The sequence below is a fragment of the Algoriphagus sp. genome (assembly GCF_030694375.1).
In the GTDB taxonomy this organism is placed as follows: domain Bacteria; phylum Bacteroidota; class Bacteroidia; order Cytophagales; family Cyclobacteriaceae; genus Algoriphagus.
In genome coordinates this window covers 91,081-111,183 of the sequence record NZ_JAUXYL010000038.1, presented here as the reverse complement: position 1 = coordinate 111,183, position 20,103 = coordinate 91,081, and the positions used below count along the sequence as shown (strand labels likewise).

General features: G+C 42.7%; 18 protein-coding genes and 1 riboswitch. Of the genes, 9 read left to right on the top strand and 9 right to left on the bottom strand.

Features of this window, described 5'->3' with window-relative positions:
• Positions 1 to 57: 57 nt before the first annotated feature.
• The 3 genes from Q8M62_RS12220 to Q8M62_RS12210 all read right to left on the bottom strand — a co-directional run bounded on the left by Q8M62_RS12220 (position 58) and on the right by Q8M62_RS12210 (position 2,392).
• On the bottom strand, positions 58 to 660 hold the full coding sequence (locus Q8M62_RS12220; RefSeq protein WP_304901665.1) for a trimeric intracellular cation channel family protein: 603 nt from the start codon (positions 658 to 660) through the stop codon (positions 58 to 60).
• 222 nt (positions 661 to 882) lie between these two features.
• Complete coding sequence (locus tag Q8M62_RS12215; RefSeq protein WP_304901666.1) at positions 883 to 1,503, bottom strand: bifunctional 2-polyprenyl-6-hydroxyphenol methylase/3-demethylubiquinol 3-O-methyltransferase UbiG; 621 nt, start codon at positions 1,501 to 1,503, stop codon at positions 883 to 885.
• Entirely contained in the window at positions 1,490 to 2,392 is a 903-nt protein-coding gene (locus tag Q8M62_RS12210) for a patatin-like phospholipase family protein (protein ID WP_305353202.1), read from the bottom strand. The genes Q8M62_RS12215 and Q8M62_RS12210 overlap by 14 nt, the downstream gene beginning before the upstream one ends.
• 60 nt (positions 2,393 to 2,452) lie before the next feature.
• On the opposite strand from Q8M62_RS12210, the gene Q8M62_RS12205 reads away from it, so the two are divergent.
• From Q8M62_RS12205 to Q8M62_RS12185, 5 genes are all read left to right on the top strand, one after another.
• On the top strand, positions 2,453 to 2,875 hold the full coding sequence (locus tag Q8M62_RS12205; RefSeq protein WP_304901515.1) for a VOC family protein: 423 nt from the start codon (positions 2,453 to 2,455) through the stop codon (positions 2,873 to 2,875).
• Positions 2,876 to 2,883: 8 nt separating this feature from the next.
• Positions 2,884 to 3,948 carry an aminotransferase class I/II-fold pyridoxal phosphate-dependent enzyme gene (locus Q8M62_RS12200; protein ID WP_304901514.1) on the top strand — a complete coding sequence of 355 codons (1,065 nt, stop codon included), beginning with the start codon at positions 2,884 to 2,886 and terminating at the stop codon, positions 3,946 to 3,948.
• Positions 3,945 to 5,177 (top strand): serine hydrolase, encoded by a 1,233-nt coding sequence (locus tag Q8M62_RS12195; RefSeq protein WP_304901513.1) that lies wholly within the window; start codon positions 3,945 to 3,947, stop codon positions 5,175 to 5,177. Before Q8M62_RS12200 ends, Q8M62_RS12195 begins: the two co-directional genes overlap by 4 nt.
• An 856-nt stretch (positions 5,178 to 6,033) precedes the next feature.
• Positions 6,034 to 6,324 (top strand): hypothetical protein, encoded by a 291-nt coding sequence (locus Q8M62_RS12190; RefSeq protein ID WP_304901512.1) that lies wholly within the window; start codon positions 6,034 to 6,036, stop codon positions 6,322 to 6,324.
• Between the two features lie 3 nt (positions 6,325 to 6,327).
• A complete protein-coding gene (locus tag Q8M62_RS12185) occupies positions 6,328 to 6,591 on the top strand; it encodes a hypothetical protein (protein ID WP_304901511.1) in 264 nt (87 codons plus the stop codon).
• 12 nt (positions 6,592 to 6,603) lie between these two features.
• Here Q8M62_RS12185 and Q8M62_RS12180 read toward each other — a convergent pair whose 3' ends face one another.
• Positions 6,604 to 8,046 (bottom strand): DASH family cryptochrome, encoded by a 1,443-nt coding sequence (locus Q8M62_RS12180; protein ID WP_304901510.1) that lies wholly within the window; start codon positions 8,044 to 8,046, stop codon positions 6,604 to 6,606.
• 218 nt (positions 8,047 to 8,264) lie between these two features.
• Here Q8M62_RS12180 and Q8M62_RS12175 point away from each other — a divergent pair, with 218 nt between their 5' ends.
• From Q8M62_RS12175 to Q8M62_RS12165, 3 genes are all read left to right on the top strand, one after another.
• On the top strand, positions 8,265 to 10,670 hold the full coding sequence (locus Q8M62_RS12175; protein ID WP_304901509.1) for a glycogen debranching protein: 2,406 nt from the start codon (positions 8,265 to 8,267) through the stop codon (positions 10,668 to 10,670).
• 98 nt (positions 10,671 to 10,768) lie between these two features.
• On the top strand, positions 10,769 to 11,110 hold the full coding sequence (locus Q8M62_RS12170; RefSeq protein WP_304901508.1) for a hypothetical protein: 342 nt from the start codon (positions 10,769 to 10,771) through the stop codon (positions 11,108 to 11,110).
• Between the two features lie 137 nt (positions 11,111 to 11,247).
• On the top strand, positions 11,248 to 12,231 hold the full coding sequence (locus tag Q8M62_RS12165; protein WP_304901507.1) for a TlpA disulfide reductase family protein: 984 nt from the start codon (positions 11,248 to 11,250) through the stop codon (positions 12,229 to 12,231).
• 5 nt (positions 12,232 to 12,236) lie between these two features.
• On the opposite strand, the gene Q8M62_RS12160 is transcribed toward Q8M62_RS12165, so the two are convergent.
• From Q8M62_RS12160 to Q8M62_RS12140, 5 genes are all read right to left on the bottom strand, one after another.
• Entirely contained in the window at positions 12,237 to 14,450 is a 2,214-nt protein-coding gene (locus Q8M62_RS12160; protein ID WP_304901506.1) for a DUF5916 domain-containing protein, read from the bottom strand.
• Positions 14,451 to 14,536: 86 nt separating this feature from the next.
• On the bottom strand, positions 14,537 to 14,965 hold the full coding sequence (locus Q8M62_RS12155) for a secondary thiamine-phosphate synthase enzyme YjbQ (RefSeq protein ID WP_304901505.1): 429 nt from the start codon (positions 14,963 to 14,965) through the stop codon (positions 14,537 to 14,539).
• Position 14,966: 1 nt separating this feature from the next.
• A complete protein-coding gene (locus tag Q8M62_RS12150; RefSeq protein WP_304901504.1) occupies positions 14,967 to 15,812 on the bottom strand; it encodes a fumarylacetoacetate hydrolase family protein in 846 nt (281 codons plus the stop codon).
• A gap of 62 nt (positions 15,813 to 15,874) precedes the next feature.
• Positions 15,875 to 16,840: a GTP-binding protein gene (locus tag Q8M62_RS12145; protein ID WP_304901503.1), complete on the bottom strand. Its 966-nt coding sequence runs from the start codon at positions 16,838 to 16,840 to the stop codon at positions 15,875 to 15,877.
• A 16-nt stretch (positions 16,841 to 16,856) separates the two neighbouring features.
• On the bottom strand, positions 16,857 to 17,261 hold the full coding sequence (locus tag Q8M62_RS12140) for a MerC domain-containing protein (RefSeq protein WP_304901502.1): 405 nt from the start codon (positions 17,259 to 17,261) through the stop codon (positions 16,857 to 16,859).
• Positions 17,262 to 17,371: 110 nt separating this feature from the next.
• Positions 17,372 to 17,468: riboswitch (TPP riboswitch) on the top strand.
• A 141-nt stretch (positions 17,469 to 17,609) separates the two neighbouring features.
• On the opposite strand from Q8M62_RS12140, the gene Q8M62_RS12135 reads away from it, so the two are divergent.
• Positions 17,610 to 19,997, top strand: a complete 2,388-nt coding sequence (locus Q8M62_RS12135) for a TonB-dependent receptor (RefSeq protein WP_304901501.1) — start codon at positions 17,610 to 17,612, stop codon at positions 19,995 to 19,997.
• Positions 19,998 to 20,103 lie beyond the last annotated feature (106 nt).

The window sequence follows — 20,103 nt, the reverse complement described above, 5'->3', positions numbered from 1 at the left end:
AATCTTCAAGTAAAGTATAAATTATATGCGCCTTTTTAAAAAATCGGGCTCATTTTCTTAACCTAGCCTGGGCAGGCTCAACTTGTATTTCATCGCAATCATTCGAATACTTATTATTAGTGACATGGAAATCAACATGTTGTAATTTCGCTCCAATCCATAATAGTCCAATATTAAATAAAGAATTGCCCCCGCCAGACAAGCTGATGCATAGACTTCTTTTCTAAACAAAATTGGAATTTCATTAGTCAAGGTGTCTCGAATCACTCCTCCCATCACAGCAGAGAACATCCCCATGATCGCTGCAATCTCGGGTCTTACGCCCAAACTGAGGGCTTTCTCTACCCCTAAAACTGTAAAAAATCCAATTCCAAGCGTGTCAAAAAGGAAGAATGTTTTGCGAAGGCGACTGAGAATACCTGGAAAAAGAAATGCAGTGAGAATTCCGGCCAGTATCGAATAGAGAAAATAAATGTCTCCTATCCAAACCAAAGGATGGCTATCCAATAAAATATCCCGCAATGTTCCGCCGCCTATAGCTGTGATAAACCCTGTAAATCCTGCCCCAAAAAGATCATGCTCTTTCTCCCGAATGGCCAAAGCACCCGATATCGCAAATACAAATGTTCCGGTGAGTTCAAGCGCGTATTGAAGATCCATGGGTTGGAGGGGGGTTGGGGTTGGAGATATTGAAATTCTCAATTACCAATGATCAATTCTCAATTTTCAAGGAGGATTTACGAAGGACTTGCAATGTGAATTTTGGGGTTGATCATCTTAGAGACAAGAGGTGAGAGACAAGAAACAAGACGCTTTAAATGTTCAATTACCAATGATCAATTCTCAATTTTCAGGGAGATGCACGAATTATTTGAAAATTGATCATTTCTTCACCTTCTCCATCACAAAAACCCCCATCGCCCGCTGCCCATGTACCAATACTGACTTTGGATTCTCGAGGTGTCTAAAGCCCATTTTCTCCAAGTTATCCACATGGTCTTGGGTAAGCAAAAACCGCTCTGAACCGTCAGGAAGCAAGTATTTTCCACTAGCTAAGGATTGACTTTCATCCATAATTCCTCCAAAACCTGTTGTCATTCGAAACCAGAAAATTCCTCCCGGTTTGAGGATTCTATGGATTTCCCGGATCATCTGCCAGAAATTATCCACACTTTCTGCAAAATGTAAAACAGCCGAACAGATCACTGCATCAAATGCATCGTTGTGAAATGGAATTTCTTCCAATTTTCCGACCTGAAAGCGATGAATGTCAAATTCCGGGTTCAAACTTTTGGAAAGGAAGCGACAGTATTGGATTGCAAGTTCGTTTGGATCAATCCCAAATACAGGATAGCCTTTTTGGATAAAGTAAACGGCATTGCGTCCCTCTCCGCAACCAGCGTCCAGGATTTTCATTTCCTTGGTAAATCGACCCTTCAGAATCTGGTCTAAAAGGTAGATATCCACATTGCCTAGCAGACGATTTAATTCAGGTATCTCCATTTTCCAATGCGTCAAGTGCTTCCTTTGCTTTTTGTCGTCCGATCTCGATCATCTCCCCAGCCCGGTGAAATTCCAGTGTGCCTGCCTGTTTTCTCGAAACCCTCACCATCATATCCACTGGATATTTTTCAATCAACAACTCGCAAAACCGATCCTGAAGTAAATCAAACGACCGGGTCAGGAGATTGATGGAACTGAGGGAAGTTGATTTCTCTTCTTTTATTTCTTCAGGAAAATAATGCCGCATCTTGAGCTGGTAATCTTTTAACCAGCTGGGTATGGACATGAATCTCCTGCCTTTTTCATCCTTTTTTGGAGGTTCGATGTAAAGAGATTCAGGTCCATTCACTTCAACCACCGCCAATAATCGATTCTCGTGATTTGAAATCAATGAAATGGGGACAGGATTCAATACTCCACCATCAATAAATTCATGTCGATGATGCCGGGCAGGCTGAAAAACTGAAGGAATACTTCCCGAGGCACGGATGGCAGCGTACAGACTTCCTTCACGGAAAATCACCTCTTGACCCCTGCGGTAATCCACCGCATTGCAGGAAAAAGGAATTGACAAGTCCTCAATCTGACAGTCCTTGACCACTTTCTTCAGGGCATTGTACACTTTTTCGCCTTTGATAAATCCCCTGCTCGAAAAGGTGAAGTCCATCAGGGAAAAAACATCAACACGATCCAGATTGCAGATCCAATCTTTGAATTCGGGTAATTTACCTGCCGCATACATCCCGCCGACCAGCGCTCCTGCCGAGCAGCCCGCGATCTCAGCGATCATATAGCCACGACTCTCCAGCTCCTCGATCACACCCACGTGCGCCAATCCCCTCGCCCCGCCGCTGCTCAAAACCAATGAAACTGTTTTCTTTTTTGACATATCTTTAAGGATTGAAAAAACTTTATTTTAGAAGAAAAATTATCCGCAAAACTAAGCATTATGAGTGAGTTTAAACCCTTTCACCTCGCATTCCCTATCCGTGACATTGCAGAAACACGTGCATTCTACGGAGATTTGTTAGGTTGTGACATTGGTCGAAGCACCGATAAGTGGATCGATTTCAACTTCTTTGGTCATCAGCTTTCGGCTCACATCAAGCCTGAAGAACTGGCAAATGCCAAGACCAATGAAGTCGATGGAAAGAACGTTCCGGTACGACACTTCGGCGCAATTTTGGGTTGGGACGAGTGGCATACCCTCGCCGATAAGTTGAAAGCTCATGGAATTGAATTTGTCATCGAACCTTATATCCGGTTTCAGGGGGAAGTCGGCGAGCAAGCAACGATGTTTTTCCTGGATCCTTGCGGCAATGCCCTGGAGTTCAAGTCATTTCAGGATCCAAGCCAGATTTTTGCTAAATAATCGCCAATTTGAAAGCCATCAATCTAGATCAGCGACTCGGTCGATTTGTGTATGTTGGAAAAAAGGAATACCTCTTCTTCAGCGGCACTTCCTACCTTGGAATTGACCAAGATCGGCATTATGAATCTGTGCTGTTTGATTGCATCCGTCGCTATGGATTCAATCACGGACTCAGCAGGGTCAATAATGCACGATTGAAAGTCTATGATGAATTTGAAAGCTTCTTTGCAAAGCAGGCTAAAGCCGAAGCCAGCGCTGTGATGAGTTCCGGCTACTTAGCCGGAATCTCCGCCTGGCAATACCTTTACCCCAAATCCGATCAGTGTTGGATTGCTCCGGATACACATCCCGCTATCCTGCCGGCAGAATTAAAGCCTGATTATCAATTAAATTTTACACAATGGAAAAGGCAGTGTCTTGAGCTTTCTGATAAACTTCCTGCACAGCAGATTTTAATTTTGGGCAATGCCGTAGACCCCCTCAAAGCTGTGGTTCATAATTACACTTGGGTTAAAGAAATTGCCCAAAAACATGAAGTAAGCCTATTGATTGATGATAGTCATGCTTTTGGGGTTTTGGGCGAAGGGGTGTTTGGAACGTATTCGGTTCATAAAGACTCAAAAATTAATCTGATCATTTCCGGTTCCATGGGAAAGGGTTTGGCCATGCCGGCCGGAATTGTATTGGGGAAAAAGCAGCTTATTGAGGCAATCAAAAGTCAGGCTATCTACACCGGAGCCTCTCCGGGAAGCCCGGCCAACCTACAGGCCTTTCTTGAAACTCAGGAAATCTATACAGCCCAATGTCAAAAAATCCGGGACTATTGTGGAATCTTTAATCAGGAAACCCGTGACTTATCCACAATTCAGGGTTCAGCACAATTTCCGGTTTTCATCTATGAAAACCCTGATTGGGTGGAAAAACTGGAGAAAATGGGTTTTATCACCTCTTCTTTTTCTTACCCCAATGCAGAAAGTCCTCGAATAAACCGGATCGTTATTTCAGCAGCTCATACACTTTGGGATTTTATGGCGCTCAATGAAGCCTTACATCAACTTTCGGATAAAAAATGAAAAACCTGCCTTTTTTACTTTTGATACTTTTATGCATAAGCTCCTGCCAAACTAAGGAGCCGAAACTTTTTCTGGATGGCTTGGACGCTTACCCAAGCCTGAAAAAGGTACTTCAAGATTCCTCCAAATACCAAGTTCAAATACTTTATACACAAATCGACCGGAATGAACATGTCAATCCAATGATGACTACTTTTCAGTTCAACTTGGACGATGAACGATATTTCTACCCTGCTTCGACAGTCAAACTTCCAATTGCAATATTGGCTTTGGAATGGCTGAAGGAGCAGAATATTGAAGGATTGACCCTTGAAACGAGCATGTTGACAGATTCAGTCCGACCTTCCCAATTTCCTGCTTTGGTAGACAGTACGGCTGAATCAGGCCTGCCAAGTATCGGACATTACATCAAAAAGATCCTGCTCGTTTCTGACAATGATGCCTTCAATCGACTCTATGAATTACTCGGTCAGGACTACATCAATCAAAAATTGAAGGAAAAGGGATTAAGTCATTCCCTAATCAATCATCGACTCAGTATGCCAATGAGTCCTGAAGAAAATCGGCAATTCAATCCGATTCGTTTTGTGGATAAGTCCGGAAGGATCATTCATGAACTCCCTGCTCGCAGTACGGAAATAATTTATTCCAACGCTGAACAACCAAAAATTGGCAAAGCATATTTCTCAGGAGATTCCCTCGTGAATGAGCCTTTGGATTTTACCTTCAAAAATAAGTTTTCGATTTCCGATTTGGATGGAGTGGTGAAGCGGATCGTTTTTCCGCAAGCATTTTTGGGCGATGAACGGTTTAATATCAATGAGGAACACAGGAATTTCATCCTGAAATACATGAGTATGTTGCCCGGAGAGAGTGATTATCCAAGTTATCCACAGTCAGAATACACTGACAGTTACTCGAAGTTTTACAAATTTGGGACAACGAAGGGGCCGGTTCCGGCCCAATTTCGAATCTTTAATAAGACAGGTTGGGCTTATGGTCATTTGATAGATGGAAGCTATTTCGTTGATTTTGACAATGGGGTAGAGTTTTTCGTCACAGCGGTGATTTACACGAATGAAAATGAAACGCTGAATGATGACACTTACGAAACAGAAGAAATTGGACTTCCCTTTTTCGCTGAATTGGGGGAGTATTTATATCAAATGGAGTTAAAGCGAAAAAAACAGATTCCTGCGGATTTGAAAGGGATAAAGTTTGATTATTAGGGAGAAAAGCTAAATTTTTTGTTTTTTACCGCGAACCTGCCTGACGGTAGGCAGGGTTCATGAAGTCACGCAAAGTTTTTTTACCGGAGAGTCGGAGATGACTCAAAGTTTTTTACCACATAGAAACATAGTGTCACATAGGTTGGGAAGGCCCAAATATCTTATTCTATGTTTAACTATATGACTCAGGTAGATCGATTTTCGAATTTATATCACTCCTTACGGGGTTTTAATGAATGTATAGCCAATCCATTTTATAACTTTTAAATCCCGACGGGATGACAGGATTATAGCTGTAAACGTTTCTAGTTTGTAGGATAACCCCAAAGGGGTGACATTATTTTTATAGAAAATCGTAAATGCGATTTCCCTGCTATGTGACTATGTTGTTTTAAAAAGTGTTCAACTTTGACTAAATTTAAAGCTGAATCTTTTTTTGACTCGATATTATATGTGAAAGAACCAAATGATGAAAAACGAAAAATTGACTGACAAGAAACTTTTTCTAAAATCCTTTTGGTGGTTTATTCTGCTATCCAGCATTGGCCCAGTAATATTTACTGATGGTTACATTGGATTAAACGAAGGCTTCGACTGGAGTTTTATCCAGCAACCTAAATCTTATCTAAAGCTCATTTTTTATATATTTTGGTGGACTGTCGGTTATTACTTGTTGTTTTGGAGACCAAATCGGAAAAATCAAAATACGAAAACCCAACAACTAGAATCAAAAGATCAATTTGGAAGCAATTCTCTTAAGAATTAGAATTGCTTTCAACCTTTATAATAAAATTAATTTTGATTTTTTTGATGAATACTTAAATTTTACTATCAAATATTTTATCGCGTCATTGAAATGAAAAAATTACAATTGATTGAATTCAAGCTCTTTTTGAGAACCTCTTGGATCTTTATCGGTATTGTCAGTGTCCTTCATGTTGTGATATCAGATGGGTATATCGGTTTGAAGCAGGGCTTTGACTGGAGTTTTCTTCAGGAACCTGCATCCTATTTCAAGTTTGTCTTTTACCTTATTGGTTGGACAGCTTTTGAATACTTCATTTTTTGGAGATTGAATCCAGCTTTTAGAGAAAAGATGAGAGAAAAGTATGAGGCAAAAAAGGATGTGGAAGATAAAGTGCGTTAAGGAATGAAAGATTTTCTAGACTATCTAAAATGGAAACCAACCTGGATTATGATCCTGATCGGATCAATTTTCTACTTTTTGTTAGCACAGGCCTACGTTTACCCTACCATGACCTTTGATTTTTCCGTGATATATAAGTGGTCAACTTGGGCTCAAAACGCTTTTTTTCAATTTTGGATGACTGTTTTCTTTTATTTCACCATGGGAAAACCAAATAGGAAACTTTGGGAAAAAGAAAAACCTCAGTCTCCTGAGGTTCCACAATAGATTTTGGTTTGATTAATATGCTTTTTCCAAAGTCGGAATCTTTCGCAAAGGCTGTGGATAAGTATGGCCCAATTGAATTTTCAGGATTCGAAGCTGGGATGTGGATAAGTCCCAAGGTTGATGAATGTCAAATCCTTTAATTGCCTGTAATTCAGGAATCCAGATTCGGACATAATCTCCGTTTCGGTCGTAATTTTTGGCTTGACGAAGGATATTGAAGTAACGATTTTCCCGAGGATCATTGCCAACTCCTCCTACATACATCCAATTACCCCAGTTGGAGCAGACATCATAATCGATCAATTGACTTTCGAAGTAGCTCGCGCCCCATGTCCAGTCAATACCCAGATCATTTACCAAAAAACTTGCAACTATCTGCCGACCCCTATTTGACATAAATCCTGTAGCATTCAGTTCACGCATATTGGCATCCACAAAAGGAACTCCTGTCATCCCCTCAGCCCAAGCCTCAAATTGAGACCTATCCCTACTCCAGGAGTCCTCTTGGTTTTTGATGCCATGGATATTGAATATTTTGTCACCGTGCTTTTTGGCAATAAATCGAAAATAGTCCCTCCAAATTAATTCAAAGATCAACCAGTAGGTACTGTCATTCTTCTTCCGTTCTTTCTCGTAGCGCTTGACCTCCTCATAGATAGACCGGGGAGAAATACAGCCCAATGCCAGCCATGGCGAAAACTTGGAGCTGAAATCCATCCCGATCAACCCATTTCGGGTTTCTTTGTACACCTTCAACAGGTCTTTTTCCCAAATATAGGACCGAAGTCGCCCGAGGCCGGATTGCTCTCCACCTTCAACCTCCATCCACGATTTAGAATCCGATTCGGGTTTCTCCAGTCCATATGTATGCAGCGAAGGAAGCGACTCCGAATGGAAGTTTACTGCCTCGCTGGGATAATTGATTTTTGATGGCGAGGGCCATGGTGCCCGGATTTTCGCCATTTTTTCAACGTTCTTTCTGTAGTGAGTAAACACTTCAGGAGTCTGATTGACAGGAAATGGAAGGTCGTCAATATGATAAAGCGTACCCTGCCAATAACTTTCTGTGCTTATCCCTTTTGCGAAGGCTGCACTATCAAGAGACTTATCCACACTTTTTTCTTCTGAAGTAATTTCCTGAGAGAAAAAGATTGCAGTTGCTCCAATATTTTCAGCGAAGCTGATTACCTCTTCTTCAGGCTTTCCCTGAAGAATTATTAAGTCTCCCCCTATTTTTTGAAAGGTTTCTTTAAGACTTTTCACCGACTCGATGAGAAATCCCGTTCTGACACCTCCTGTTTTTGACAGCCCCAATTCTGTTTTCATCCACATCCTGGGATCAAAACAATAAACAGGAACAACCTCATTGGCAGATTGTATAGCTTTGGTAAGCGTTTCGTTATCTGCGATTCGCAGATCGTTTCGAAACCATACTATCACTCGATTATGCCTCATATTCCTTGAAACAGGGAGTTTACTGGAAGTGTTTTGGCTTTTTAAGGATTTTTATAAACTCAATTTCACATGCTTGTTTTACTTCGTTTCATCCCTGATTTGTGGATATTGATTCGCGTTTTTTGGATTGCTGAATTGAGAGAAATTTTGGATGATTTCGAATTACAGCGGAAAAGTCTGAACAAAAGCCATAATTTTCACAATCAAATGACTGCCTTATGCGATTTCTAAATTCCATCATCCTAATATCTCTTTCGGCTTTTCTGGCTTGTACAGGGCCCTCACCGGAACAGTTTGTGTTTTCAGATTTGGATTCAACAGACGGGCTTTCGGGTAAAAAGGAATATTTAGCATCCCCATTTACGGCAGCAGGGGATCGAGTTTATTTAATTGGACACCAAGACGGAACTTTTCCTGATTTAGGCTGGCATTTGGATGGAGAAATGGGAGGAATATGGCTGCATCCGATTAAGTTGATGGATGGATTTACTGCTTCCGTAGGCATTAATGAACAGACATTTTGCCTGAACAATGCTGAATCCTTTACGAATTATCCTTTTTCGAACGTCTTGAAATTTCCCATTTCGGAGGCAGGAATTGAAGTTGAGCGATTGCACTTTGTGCCTGACGGGAAAGAAGGAATGGTCATTCTTTTCAAAGTAAAAAATGTGGATAACTCTGAAAAAAAGCTGAGGTTTGATTTCAATGCCTATGTAGATCTGATGCCGGTTTGGCTTGGTGAGCGAACTGGAATGTTGGACAATCCGGACGAAATTACTTTTGATGAGCAGACGAACACATTTACAGGTAAAGATCAGGGCAATGACTGGTATGTGGTCTGGGGCAGCGCCGAAGGATTAGTCTTGAGCCCCTCAGAAAAGGCTAAATGTTCAATGTCTCCAAAAGGAAAAGGCACGAATGCAGGCTTTGGCATAGAGCTTATGCTTCCTGCTTCGACGGAGCAGATCATTCCTATTTACATTTCCGGATCCACAGAAAGTGAAATAAAGGCTATGGAAACCTTAGCTGATCTTCGGAACAATTTACAGGAGGATTGGACCGCCAAAAGGAATCGCTATAAAACCCTTGAGCAATCCGCCCAAATCACCATTCCTGACAAAGAACTTCAGAAGGCTTTTGAATGGGTCAAATACAATACGGATTGGCTGGTTCGTGATGTTCCGGGAATGGGAAGGGGATTTGGAGCCGGACTGCAGGATTATCCCTGGTTTTTTGGAGTGGATAGTGAATACACCATCCAAGGATTAATCACCACAGGTAGAAAAGACTTGGTTTATTCCACAATCGAACTTATCCACAATCTCTCAGAAAAGGCAAACGGAAACGGTCGCATCGTCCATGAAGTCAGCACAAATGGCGCGGTGTTCAACCCCGGAAATATCAATGAAACGCCACAGTGGGCCTCGACCGTTTGGGAAGTTTACCGATGGACAGGAGATCGGGAATTGCTGGAAAAGTATTTTCCTTCCATCGAAAAGGGATTGAATTGGCTCCTTTCCGTCAATGACAAGGACGGAAATCTGCTGGCAGATGGCTATGGCATGATGGAAATCCACGGCTTGGAATCGGAGATGATTGATGTGGCCGTTTACAGTCAAAAGGCTTTTGCAGATGCGGCGAAAATGGCTGAAATCCTCGGAAAAAACGAATTGGTGAAAAGTTATCAACAGACGGCAGCTGCCTTGGCAGAAAAGATCAATGCAGACTTTTGGGTAGCCAAATTTGGGAGTTATGCGGATTTTATCGGAACCGCTGAGGATGCGCTTCACCTCATCGAGGGAGCAATTATCCGGGCGGATACACTGAATAAACCCTGGGCAGTGGCAGAATTACAGGCTACAAAAGCTAAGTTATCCACATTGCCAAAGGATCAGAAACAAGGATTTGTCCTTTATCACAATTGGGTCGTGAATACGCCGATGGAAACAGGAGTTGCAGATCCTGAAAAAGCCAAAATCGCTTTGGAAACGGGAAGAAAATACACCAATCCTTTTGGGGTTTTTGTCACTGGAATTGACCGGGATGAAAGTGCAGAAAACGAAGACGGGGCTTTTACCGGAAGTAAAATGTTCAGCTACACCGGTGCTGTGATGACTTTACCGACGGGAGTATCAGCCATCGGAGAAAATAACTACGGCAATCCGGACGGGGCATTGGATTACCTCAAGCGGATGACGCGGAGTTTTGGTTTTGCATTACCGGGGTCTATTTATGAAGTTTCCCCTGATTATGGGATGTTCACTCAGGCTTGGAATATGTACAGTTATGCGGTTCCGATTGTCACGCAGTTTTTCGGAATCCGGCCTGACGCGGGAAATAAAGTAATTTATATACGCCCTCAAATGCCAAGCACTTGGGAAGAAGCATCGATTCAAAAAGTACAGATCGGAGATAACTTAATCAGCCTCAGCTATGTGGATAAGTCTGGTGTTCGTAGCATCGAAGTGGAGCAAAGCCAATCCAAATGGGGGATTTCGATTGAGATTCCCGAGTCCTATACCAAAGTAAAAATTCTGGGAAAAGAGGTCAGTTCAGATACCAAGGATGGATATAGAAGGATTTTGATGACAGGGAAAAAGGTAAGAGTGGAGGTGAGTAAATGAGAATATACCTTTTATTGCTATTTCTTTTTTTGAATCACACAATTGGGAATGCTTCTGAATGTAGTTGCGATCCCTTTGCTGACCTTAGTATCCGTCAAATGACCGATGCTGATTTGATTTTTAAAGGGCATGTAATCAATAAGCGAACGGAGTATTTTCCTAGTCTGGGCTACAGGTATGTGGCAACTTTTACGATTGATGAAGTGATCAGTGGAAAGCCTCAATCATCTTTAATTGAAATAGAATATGGATATGGAGAAACTTATTGTTTAATCAATTTTCAGCCTTTATTTAACTATCTCGTTGTTGCCAAAACCAAAAATGGTTTCCCTTACTTTCAAACAAATTATTGTTCGGGGAATAAGCGATGGGAAGATCTTTCCAGAAAAGACATTCAACTTATATCGGATTTTAGAAATAGAAAGCTAGAAAACCAATGATTGAAGGCAAAAATGGGTTTTGGGTTTTTTTCGTAACGGAGAGTTAATTAGCAAATTTTCAATGGATTGGATCTAAAAAGTAAAATGAACTGTAACCCTACATAGATTGATTAAGTATATAGTGAAAATATCTTGCTATGAGATATTCACTATATCTAATTGCGTTTCTTTTACCGCTTTCCCTTCATGCTCAATCCACTAAAGTCATTAGTGCCTTAGAGCCAAATTTTGCCGGGAATCGTTTTTTGTACATAGAGCATGGAGAGAAATTTCTTAACCTTTCTGGAGAGAATTATTTTTTCACAAATGAGGATGATTCCCCTGGTCCCAAAAAGTTGAACATGTATTACATCTCCAATTCCGGTAAGATCAATCAGCGAAAAACTTTTTGGCTGGAAGAAGGAGAATACCGGCTTACAGGAAAAGTAAATGACGAATCTTCATGGCAGGTTTTCCCTGCGCATCCCTTCACATTGATTGCAAATGAAATCGATGCTGCTATAGGGGATGTCAAGAAGGAATTGATTGCAAAGCATGTGGATAAACTCGTAGGACTGGACAAACTCAATGAATTCAAGTCCCAGTTTAAGGATGAGGAATTGGTTGATTTGATCAAAAAAGTGCCTTCAAGTCTTCAGGAGTCTTGGTACTTTGACGAAATGGTGACTTACTTAACCTTGAATCAAAGTGTACGTGCTAAAATCGGACAGCCGGCTCCAGATTTCACTTTAGAAAGTCAAGCTGGTACCGACTTTTCGCTTCATGATCAAAAAGGCGGGTATACGCTATTGGAGTTTTCTTTTACCGGATGTGTCTACTGTTTGAAAGCGTTACCTGAGCTGAAAAAAATTCATGAGGAAATGGGAGATCAAGTTCAACTTGTGAGCATTTGGAAAGATCCCAAGAAAACTACTTGGCTTAATGATCAAACAGAACACAAAAATCAGATCACTTGGGCAAATCTTTGGGATCCCAATGGCTTGGCAACTTCATTATTTGAGGTTTCTATTTTTCCTACTTATGTACTGATCAATCCCAACGGGCAGGTACAGGCGATTTGGAATGGCTACAAAAAGGGAAATAAATTGATCCGAAAACTTACTAGAGAAATGGGGGTTTGAGCCTCTTAAATATTCAACCAATAATTCAATTTCAGCACCAAAGAACGCTGCTTGGGTAAAAAGTCTCCAGGAAAATAATTGTCCGTGTAGACTAGGAAGAAGTCCGAAACCGGAGCATATCTCCACTGCAAACGGGTGTTGATATTGAGGTTATCGATCTGATTGTTGTATTGGATAAAGGTCGTCCAGAATACTTTTTTGCTAAAAGTCAGATCTATCCGTGGCCCTACCAGAATTAGATCGGCATCATTCTGAGGTTTTGGGAGGCGAATTCTTGCATAGTTGAAATTCATGGAAATATTGGCCAAATAGCCCATTCTCACGCCCATTTCACTGGTAAATCTGGAGAAATTGCCGGTGTAATATTGTCCGGTCTCTGCATCAAGGTTGATGTTGAACACATTTCTCGGATTGCTTTTGTATTCCACCTGAATGGTTTTGTTCGTGTAATCGGTACCCGCAAGGAGTCGATCTCCTCCGGTCCGGGTCGGGTCAAAGTCCCTGAACAGATAGATATACCGATTTCGCTGGGTAATCTGAAGTTCGGAAAGCGAATTGAAGCGGATTAAATATCCCGGATTGATGTCACGATCTGTCTGACCAATTTCCTCATTCCAGTAGGCTTCAAATTCAAGTTTTGGCCCGTGACGATTGATCAATCTTGACTTAGGATAGAATAGATAAGACACATCAGGATTTATCCGTTTGAAGTTTACTCTTGGCACAAAACCAACTGCCGGATTAAAATTCTGGCCGATATCCTGATAGCTAAAGCTCCAATTCCAATGGATGTCTGTAAAGAGCATGTAGGCATTAAAAGAATAAGGCGATTCTTTTTTGCTGGATTCAAAAGTCCGGTGGTAATAAACCTTTCCAGTCCATTTTCCATCTGCAGAGTTCAGGTTGTAATCCACACCCAACAGTCGATTGAAGGCTGCGGGGTCAAAGAGCTGCTGAAACTCATCCAACGCCAAGGATTCTCTGTCCACGTAAATCAACCCGATGTTGGATCGGGTAAACACCTTCTTTTGAAGGGCAAGAACAGTAAAATTCTTCCCCTGGGCTCCCGCCTGTTCATCCGTAGCAGTCTGCATGTTCATCGCCCCTATTCGCCAGTCTTCATTGACTTTCCCGCTAAGACGCGCGCCATAAATGATTTTACTCTGGATATTTTGTCCTGTGGCAGAATCAATGTCTACACCTATCCTTCTGGAGAAAAATGGTCTGGACCTAGGTTGACCAAAACTGTCAAACAGATCTGCATTCTCAAGGAAAAACTGTCTTCGCTCAGGGAAAAAGATCTCAAACCGATCCAGATTCGTCACTTGTTGATCGACTTCCACTTGGGAGAAATCAGGATTGAAAGTCAAATCCAGATTGAGTGCGGGACCTATTCCTATTTTTGCATCTCCGCCAACTGCAGGTGTAAGCCTTTCTGAAGTCCCCTCAAGGAAGTTGCTGGAAGTTCTGGCAGCAGTGTAGGGGATAATCGAAATATTGGCAGAATTCTTTTTAATCGGTTCTTCGAAAATCAACTTTCGGCTAAATGCGGTGGAAATAATCGGAACATTCCTTGGAATCGGTGTCCAAGTGCTTCTTTCTCCATATTCACTGTCAATTCGATAGAAATTTACATTCCAGTTTTGAGTTCCGTCATTGAAGCGTATCGTTGACAAGGGAATGATCATTTCTGCCTGCCAGTGGTTTTCAAAGATTACCGCCTCTGAATACCACTTGTTGTCCCAAGCTAAACTAAGATCCTTGGATGTATTGCCTCCATTGGAAATAAGCCCCTCTCGCTGTACTCCGTAGGGATTGATCCCAAATGAAAATGCATTGGTCTTATCATTGAATGTGTCCAAAACGAGAACAATTGCATCATTTTGCTCTCCTCTAAAATCCCGACGCAAGGAGGTCGAGACGTATTTTCTGGGACCAAGATTTTCCATTACTGCAGCGATGTACAGATTATGGTCATCAAAGGCGATTTTTATCCGGGTTTGGATTTTGGAATAAGAAGTATCTGAGGGAAAGTATTGCTTGAAATTACCATTCCAACCCTCAGCGTTTGTCCAAATTTCCTCATCCAGCTGACCATCCAAAGTAATTGGTTCTTTCAGTTTAAAAGCGAACGCATTTGACTCAGATTGAGCCTGTGCAGCTGCGTAGAAAGAAAAAAAGAAGCTGAATAAAACTACTATTCCTTTTAAAGGTCTCATGTTCGGTGGATCGCCCGCAAAAGTAACCTTGCAGAAGTATTCCAAACAAGGAATTTTACCAATGGTAAAGCGCCTTTTTTAAGGCATTATTTTGTCCCCATTGCGGTAACAATCAGATTCCTATTGCCCCCCTGGTGACGGAATTCGCAGAGGTAAATTCCCTGCCAAATTCCCAAGGCAAGTTTTCCACCGGAAATCGGAATTTGAAGGCTTACACCAAAAAATGCGCTTTTGATATGCGCAGGCATATCGTCTGTCCCTTCATAGCTGTGGATAAATCGTGGATAAGTCTCTGGAATTAATTCATTTACGAAAGTCAGGAAATCCTTTCTCACCGTCGGATCGGCATTTTCATTGATGCAAAGCCCAGCAGAGGTATGCTGTAAAAAAACCTGTAAAAACCCGATCCGGATCTCCCGGATTTCGGGAATGGCTTTTTCGATTTGATCAGTGATCAGATGATATCCTTGGGGAAAACTTGGGAGATGAAGGAGTTTTTGGTAAAAGAGAGCCATATCAGATCTTCCCAACCTTATTCTCCAAGGTCCCGATTCCTTCAATTGTGATTTTCACCACATCTCCGGCATGTAAAGTAAAATTATCCGGCACGATCCCTGTACCAGTCATCATCAAGCATCCAATCGGAAAGGAATTTGACCGAAAAAGCCAATCAGCCAATTCCTGAGGTTTACGCTTCATTTGGGCCAGATCCGTTTCTCCAGCGGCTTCGACTTGGCCATTTCGATGGATTTCAAGGTTGATTTTGGTAGAATCAGGAAGCATTTCCTCCTGAATCAAAATGCAGGGACCGATTGCCGCACAGCCCTGATACACTTTCGCCTGCGGCAAATAGAGTGGGTTTTCGCCTTCAATGCTTCGACTGCTCATGTCATTGCCTACCGTGAATCCCTGTACTTTTCCCGAAGGGGAAATCAACAAAGTCAACTCAGGTTCTGGTACATCCCAAGTGGAGTCTTTACGGATATTGACCGTTTCGCCGGGATTGGAAACCCGGCTTGCAGTGGCTTTGAAAAATAATTCAGGACGGTCAGCCGCATATACTTTGTCGTAAAAATCAGCCCCACCCGCATCCTGAGATTCTTCCATTCTTGCAGTTCGGCTGCGGTAATAGGTCACTCCGGCAGCCCATACTTCCTGATTACCCATGGGTGCGAGGAGGCCTTCTTCTTTCAATTCTTCGGATTTTTCAAATGAAATCTTCTCCCAATGTGTCGCCTCTGACTTTAAAAGCTTTGGCAAATGTTCTCTTCCAAGCAATTGATCCCAATCGAGTTCTGGGCCGAGAAAAATTCCATTTTCAGATTCTAACAGTGTTCCGGAGTTGAGTTTGTACAGACGCATGGTTAAGGATGGGTTTTTAGGTTGAGGATGATGCGCTTGACATCATGCGCTAAAGATATCAATTACCCTTGAATTAGGTGTCTGGAAAAAATTCGTTGAATTGCCTCTTTTTTAAGATTTTTCCCGATAAAGACAATTTTACTTTGACCGGGAATGCCATCAGCATCAGGTTCACCGTCGGTCATCACCAACTGATTTTTGACAGACTGCAATATCACAGGAACCGGATAGGAGTTGGCATAAATAATCCCCTTCACTCGATAAATCTGATGGGCATTGATGACCAGGAGTTTCCAAAGTTCATTGCTCAGGGACTGCAGCTGGAAAGGTGTGTCAAAGATAAGCGTGAAGGTGCTCATGCCATGTTTGTTGGCGGCAGAAGCAGCTTCCACCTTGGGAAAATACCGCGCTGCGGTCTCCTCTCGGTGAGGAATAACTTCTAGGATAGGGTCGACTTCAAACCGACCCTGACTTCCTGTCCAAACCCGAGCCATGGGATTGATTGATCGAATTTCCAGTGTCAGCAAATTGAGATAATCTTGCTGAACAAGATCTGACTTATTGATCAAAATCACATCGGCTACAGCTATTTGTTTCTTGGCCTCTTCTGTTTCTATGATCCAATCCTCGATGTTTTCGGCATCGACCAGGCAGATGGTATGGATCAGTTCAAATGCAGCTTCCACAGCAGGATGACTGAAAAATGGCAGTAATACAGGCTCCGGATCTGCAATACCTGTGGTTTCTATAATCAATCGGTCGATCTTATCCCGTTGGGTGTGGATGCGTTCCAGCACATCGATCAATTCGGTGTTGAGTGAGCAGCAAAGGCATCCCGCGGTCAATTCCTCCACTTGAAAGGTCTCTTTGGACAACAGCCCCCCGTCAATGTTCACTTTCCCCACTTCATTTTCGATCACCACTACCCGTTCTCCGGGAAAATTACGGATGAAGTGATTGAGAAATGTGGTTTTGCCTGATCCCAAAAATCCGGTGATCAGGTGTACTGGAATGCGGGAGGAACTCATGAACAGAATCGAATTTCTAAGGGGATTTATGGAAAAGGTGCTTTGTGAAATTATTATAAAGGTGAAGAATGATCAGGACAATTACCGCGATATACTTCAGATAGTCGCCAAGAAAATGGACATCGACCAATTCAAGTATGACTGTGATGGCAAGTATTGACCACGCAATGTATAATCCATAGCCTATCCATGCATGTAGGCTTTGCCGTGTGGCCTGACGCACTGACCAAAAGGAGAGAATCAAAAATACCATTTCCAGTGCTTTCCAGAAAAGTGATATATCTTCTTCATTGCCGTGGGGAGAAATGACGATCAACACACTGGACAAAAACAAAAATGGGGTGAGTACACAATGAATCAGGCAAAGCAAACTGGCTGCAACACCTAAAAGGTCGGGGTTTTTGAGAGAGATTCGTTCCATTTATGCAACAAAGTTGCATATTTAAACTGAAACTGCAAGACCTACACAAACCCAAATGCGGAAATTTTCAATGGATTTTGCAGATACCAACTTTTCGCTTGTACATTTGTAGAGATCATAAGGGGTGCCTTAACAAAACGGGCTGAGATCATACCCATACGACCTGATCCGGGTAATGCCGGCGAAGGGAAATGAGAAAAGTAGAATGAATGTGTCAATCAAATTGCCGAAGCGGTACCCTTCGGGACTGTTGATTGTATTCATTTTGCAAACCGGGTAAACTATCACGGAAGACCTCCCTTGGGTTTTCTAATGTTTCACTCAATGACCCGAAAGGGAAGAATTATCATGAAAAAATTAGTATTTGGCTTGGTGCTATGCTTTGCCGCAGTTTCAGCTTGGGCACAAAACAGCCTGAGCGGAAGAGTAGTGGATGCGCAGAGCGGGGAACCGCTGATTGGTGCATCGGTATGGACAGAGAACCTTGGAAAAGGTGCCGTGACAGATGAAACCGGGAAGTTTATCATCTCTAAATTACCCGATGGCGGGGTAGAATTGCGGGTATCTTATCTGGGATTTGAAACTTTCAGGAGATTGGTTACGCTACCGTTTTCCGGGGATCTGGAGATTAGATTGCAGGGCAAAGACTTTTTAACTGAAGAATTTATTGTTTCCTCAACCCGGGCCTCCGGGATCACTCCGACTACTTTCACCAATGTGGATAAGTCAGAAATCGCCAAACGGAATTTAGGTCAGGACATTCCCATCTTACTGAATTTTACCCCTTCCGTAGTGAGTTTTTCGGATGCAGGTGCTGGAGTCGGCTACACCGGACTTCGCATACGTGGCTCGGATCAAACTCGAATCAACGCCACTGTGAACGGCATTCCAATGAATGATGCCGAATCTCATGGTGTGTTTTGGGTGAATATGCCAGATTTTGCGAGTTCGGTCGAAAACGTACAAATTCAGCGCGGTGTCGGCACCTCTACCAACGGGGCGGCAGCTTTTGGCGCGAGCCTGAATTTTCAGACAGACACGCGTCAGGACGAAGCCTACGCACAGGTTGACAATGGTTTCGGTTCATTCAATACGTTTAGGCATATGGTAAAAGCTGGGACCGGCTTGCTCAACAACCGCTTTGCGGTCGATGCACGGCTTTCCAAAATCACCTCCGATGGCTACGTTGACCGTGCTTTTTCGGACCTGAGTAGTTGGTTTGTGTCCGGAGGATATTATGGAGAAAAAAGTGTGATCAAGTTGATTGCTTTCTCCGGAAAAGAGCAAACCTATCAATCCTGGAATGGATTGCCTGAATCGCTTTTGAAAACGGACCGTACAGCAAATTTCTACACATACGACAACGAAACGGATAATTATCAACAGGATCACTACCAACTGATCTACACCGGGAAAGTAGCCTCAAACTGGAAAACCAATCTTGCCTTGCATTACACCTATGGACGGGGCTATTATGAGCAGTTTAGAAAAAATGACCGGCTTTCGCGCTACGGATTGCCGAATGTCGTAATCGGCAACGAAGTAATTTCCCGCACGGACATTATTCGAAGACGCTGGTTGGACAATGATTTCTACGGCTTTGTGGGCTCGGTGAATTATTTCTCAACCGACGGAAAATTGGATATCATCCTGGGCGGAGGTGCCAACCGGTATGATGGAGACCATTTTGGAGAGATCATCTGGTCCAGAGTGGCAGGCATAACCAATATCCGTGACCGGTATTATGACAACAATGCCATCAAGGACGACCGAAATGTCTATGCAAAAGCCACCTACGAGATCAAGCCCGGCTTGAATCTATTCGGAGATCTTCAAGTCCGTGGGATCAATTATTCTTTTCAGGGAATAAATAATGACCGACGGGTCCTGGATGGGCAGGAGGACTTCGCCTTTTTCAATCCGAAGTTTGGATTTTCTTATGAAAAAGGGGGTCAAACCTGGTACGCGAGTTATGCAGTGGCCAATCGGGAACCTACTCGAAGGGATTTCACAGACAACCCGATCACCGAAGTGCCGAGAGCGGAAAAGCTAAATAATATCGAAGCGGGTGTTCGTGCCAAAGCAGGCCGATTGAGCTATAATGCCAATTTCTACTTCATGGATTATACCGATCAACTGATCCTGACCGGACAGATCAATGACGTGGGAGCCTATATCCGTGAAAATGTGGCATCTTCCTACCGTGCAGGGATTGAATTGGATGGAACTTTCCAACTTTCAAAAGCTTGGACCTTTGGAGGGAATATTGCTTTCAGCCAGAACAAAATCAGGGAATTCACCGAGTACATTGACGATTACAGTGTGACGGATTTTCGTCAGGAATCCATTACATACAAAGACACCGACATTGCCTTTTCACCAAATGTGGTCGGTTCGGCCATCATCGAGTTCAAGCCAACCAAGAATCTTTCGCTCAATTGGATGAGCAAGTACGTGGGCCGGCAGTTTCTTGACAATACAGTAAATGAAGGAAGGGCCTTGGATGCGTTCTTTACCAATGATCTGAGAATCAGCTATGCTGCGCAACCCAGATTCTTCAAGGGATTGGAGATAAACCTGTTGATCAACAATATCTTCAATGAGATGTATGAGCCGAACGGCTATACCTTCAGCTATTTCGTGCCGGGAAATACCGGAAGGGAACTGGTGACTGAAAACTTCTACTATCCACAGGCAGGGACGAATTTTCTGCTGGGATTGAGTTTGAAGTTTTAAGGCGTTTATTTCTCACAGATGGCGCAAATGAGCACAGATAAATTATTGAAGAATCTGTGGTCATTCGGGTCATCTGTGAGGGATTTTTTTTAGTTCCCGCAGATCA

What these genes read in the sequence shown, in the direction of transcription:
- Q8M62_RS12220 (WP_304901665.1), bottom strand. Translation starts at nt 660, where the DNA reads ATGGATCTTCAATACGCGCTTGAACTCACCGGAACATTTGTATTTGCG.
- Q8M62_RS12215 (WP_304901666.1), bottom strand. Translation starts at nt 1,503, where the DNA reads ATGGAGATACCTGAATTAAATCGTCTGCTAGGCAATGTGGATATCTAC.
- Q8M62_RS12210 (WP_305353202.1), bottom strand. Translation starts at nt 2,392, where the DNA reads ATGTCAAAAAAGAAAACAGTTTCATTGGTTTTGAGCAGCGGCGGGGCG.
- Q8M62_RS12205 (WP_304901515.1), top strand. Translation starts at nt 2,453, where the DNA reads ATGAGTGAGTTTAAACCCTTTCACCTCGCATTCCCTATCCGTGACATT.
- Q8M62_RS12195 (WP_304901513.1), top strand. Translation starts at nt 3,945, where the DNA reads ATGAAAAACCTGCCTTTTTTACTTTTGATACTTTTATGCATAAGCTCC.
- Q8M62_RS12190 (WP_304901512.1), top strand. Translation starts at nt 6,034, where the DNA reads ATGAAAAAATTACAATTGATTGAATTCAAGCTCTTTTTGAGAACCTCT.
- Q8M62_RS12185 (WP_304901511.1), top strand. Translation starts at nt 6,328, where the DNA reads ATGAAAGATTTTCTAGACTATCTAAAATGGAAACCAACCTGGATTATG.
- Q8M62_RS12180 (WP_304901510.1), bottom strand. Translation starts at nt 8,046, where the DNA reads ATGAGGCATAATCGAGTGATAGTATGGTTTCGAAACGATCTGCGAATC.
- Q8M62_RS12175 (WP_304901509.1), top strand. Translation starts at nt 8,265, where the DNA reads ATGCGATTTCTAAATTCCATCATCCTAATATCTCTTTCGGCTTTTCTG.
- Q8M62_RS12170 (WP_304901508.1), top strand. Translation starts at nt 10,769, where the DNA reads ATGACCGATGCTGATTTGATTTTTAAAGGGCATGTAATCAATAAGCGA.
- Q8M62_RS12165 (WP_304901507.1), top strand. Translation starts at nt 11,248, where the DNA reads ATGAGATATTCACTATATCTAATTGCGTTTCTTTTACCGCTTTCCCTT.
- Q8M62_RS12160 (WP_304901506.1), bottom strand. Translation starts at nt 14,450, where the DNA reads ATGAGACCTTTAAAAGGAATAGTAGTTTTATTCAGCTTCTTTTTTTCT.
- Q8M62_RS12155 (WP_304901505.1), bottom strand. Translation starts at nt 14,965, where the DNA reads ATGGCTCTCTTTTACCAAAAACTCCTTCATCTCCCAAGTTTTCCCCAA.
- Q8M62_RS12150 (WP_304901504.1), bottom strand. Translation starts at nt 15,812, where the DNA reads ATGCGTCTGTACAAACTCAACTCCGGAACACTGTTAGAATCTGAAAAT.
- Q8M62_RS12145 (WP_304901503.1), bottom strand. Translation starts at nt 16,840, where the DNA reads ATGAGTTCCTCCCGCATTCCAGTACACCTGATCACCGGATTTTTGGGA.
- Q8M62_RS12140 (WP_304901502.1), bottom strand. Translation starts at nt 17,261, where the DNA reads ATGGAACGAATCTCTCTCAAAAACCCCGACCTTTTAGGTGTTGCAGCC.
- Q8M62_RS12135 (WP_304901501.1), top strand. Translation starts at nt 17,610, where the DNA reads ATGAAAAAATTAGTATTTGGCTTGGTGCTATGCTTTGCCGCAGTTTCA.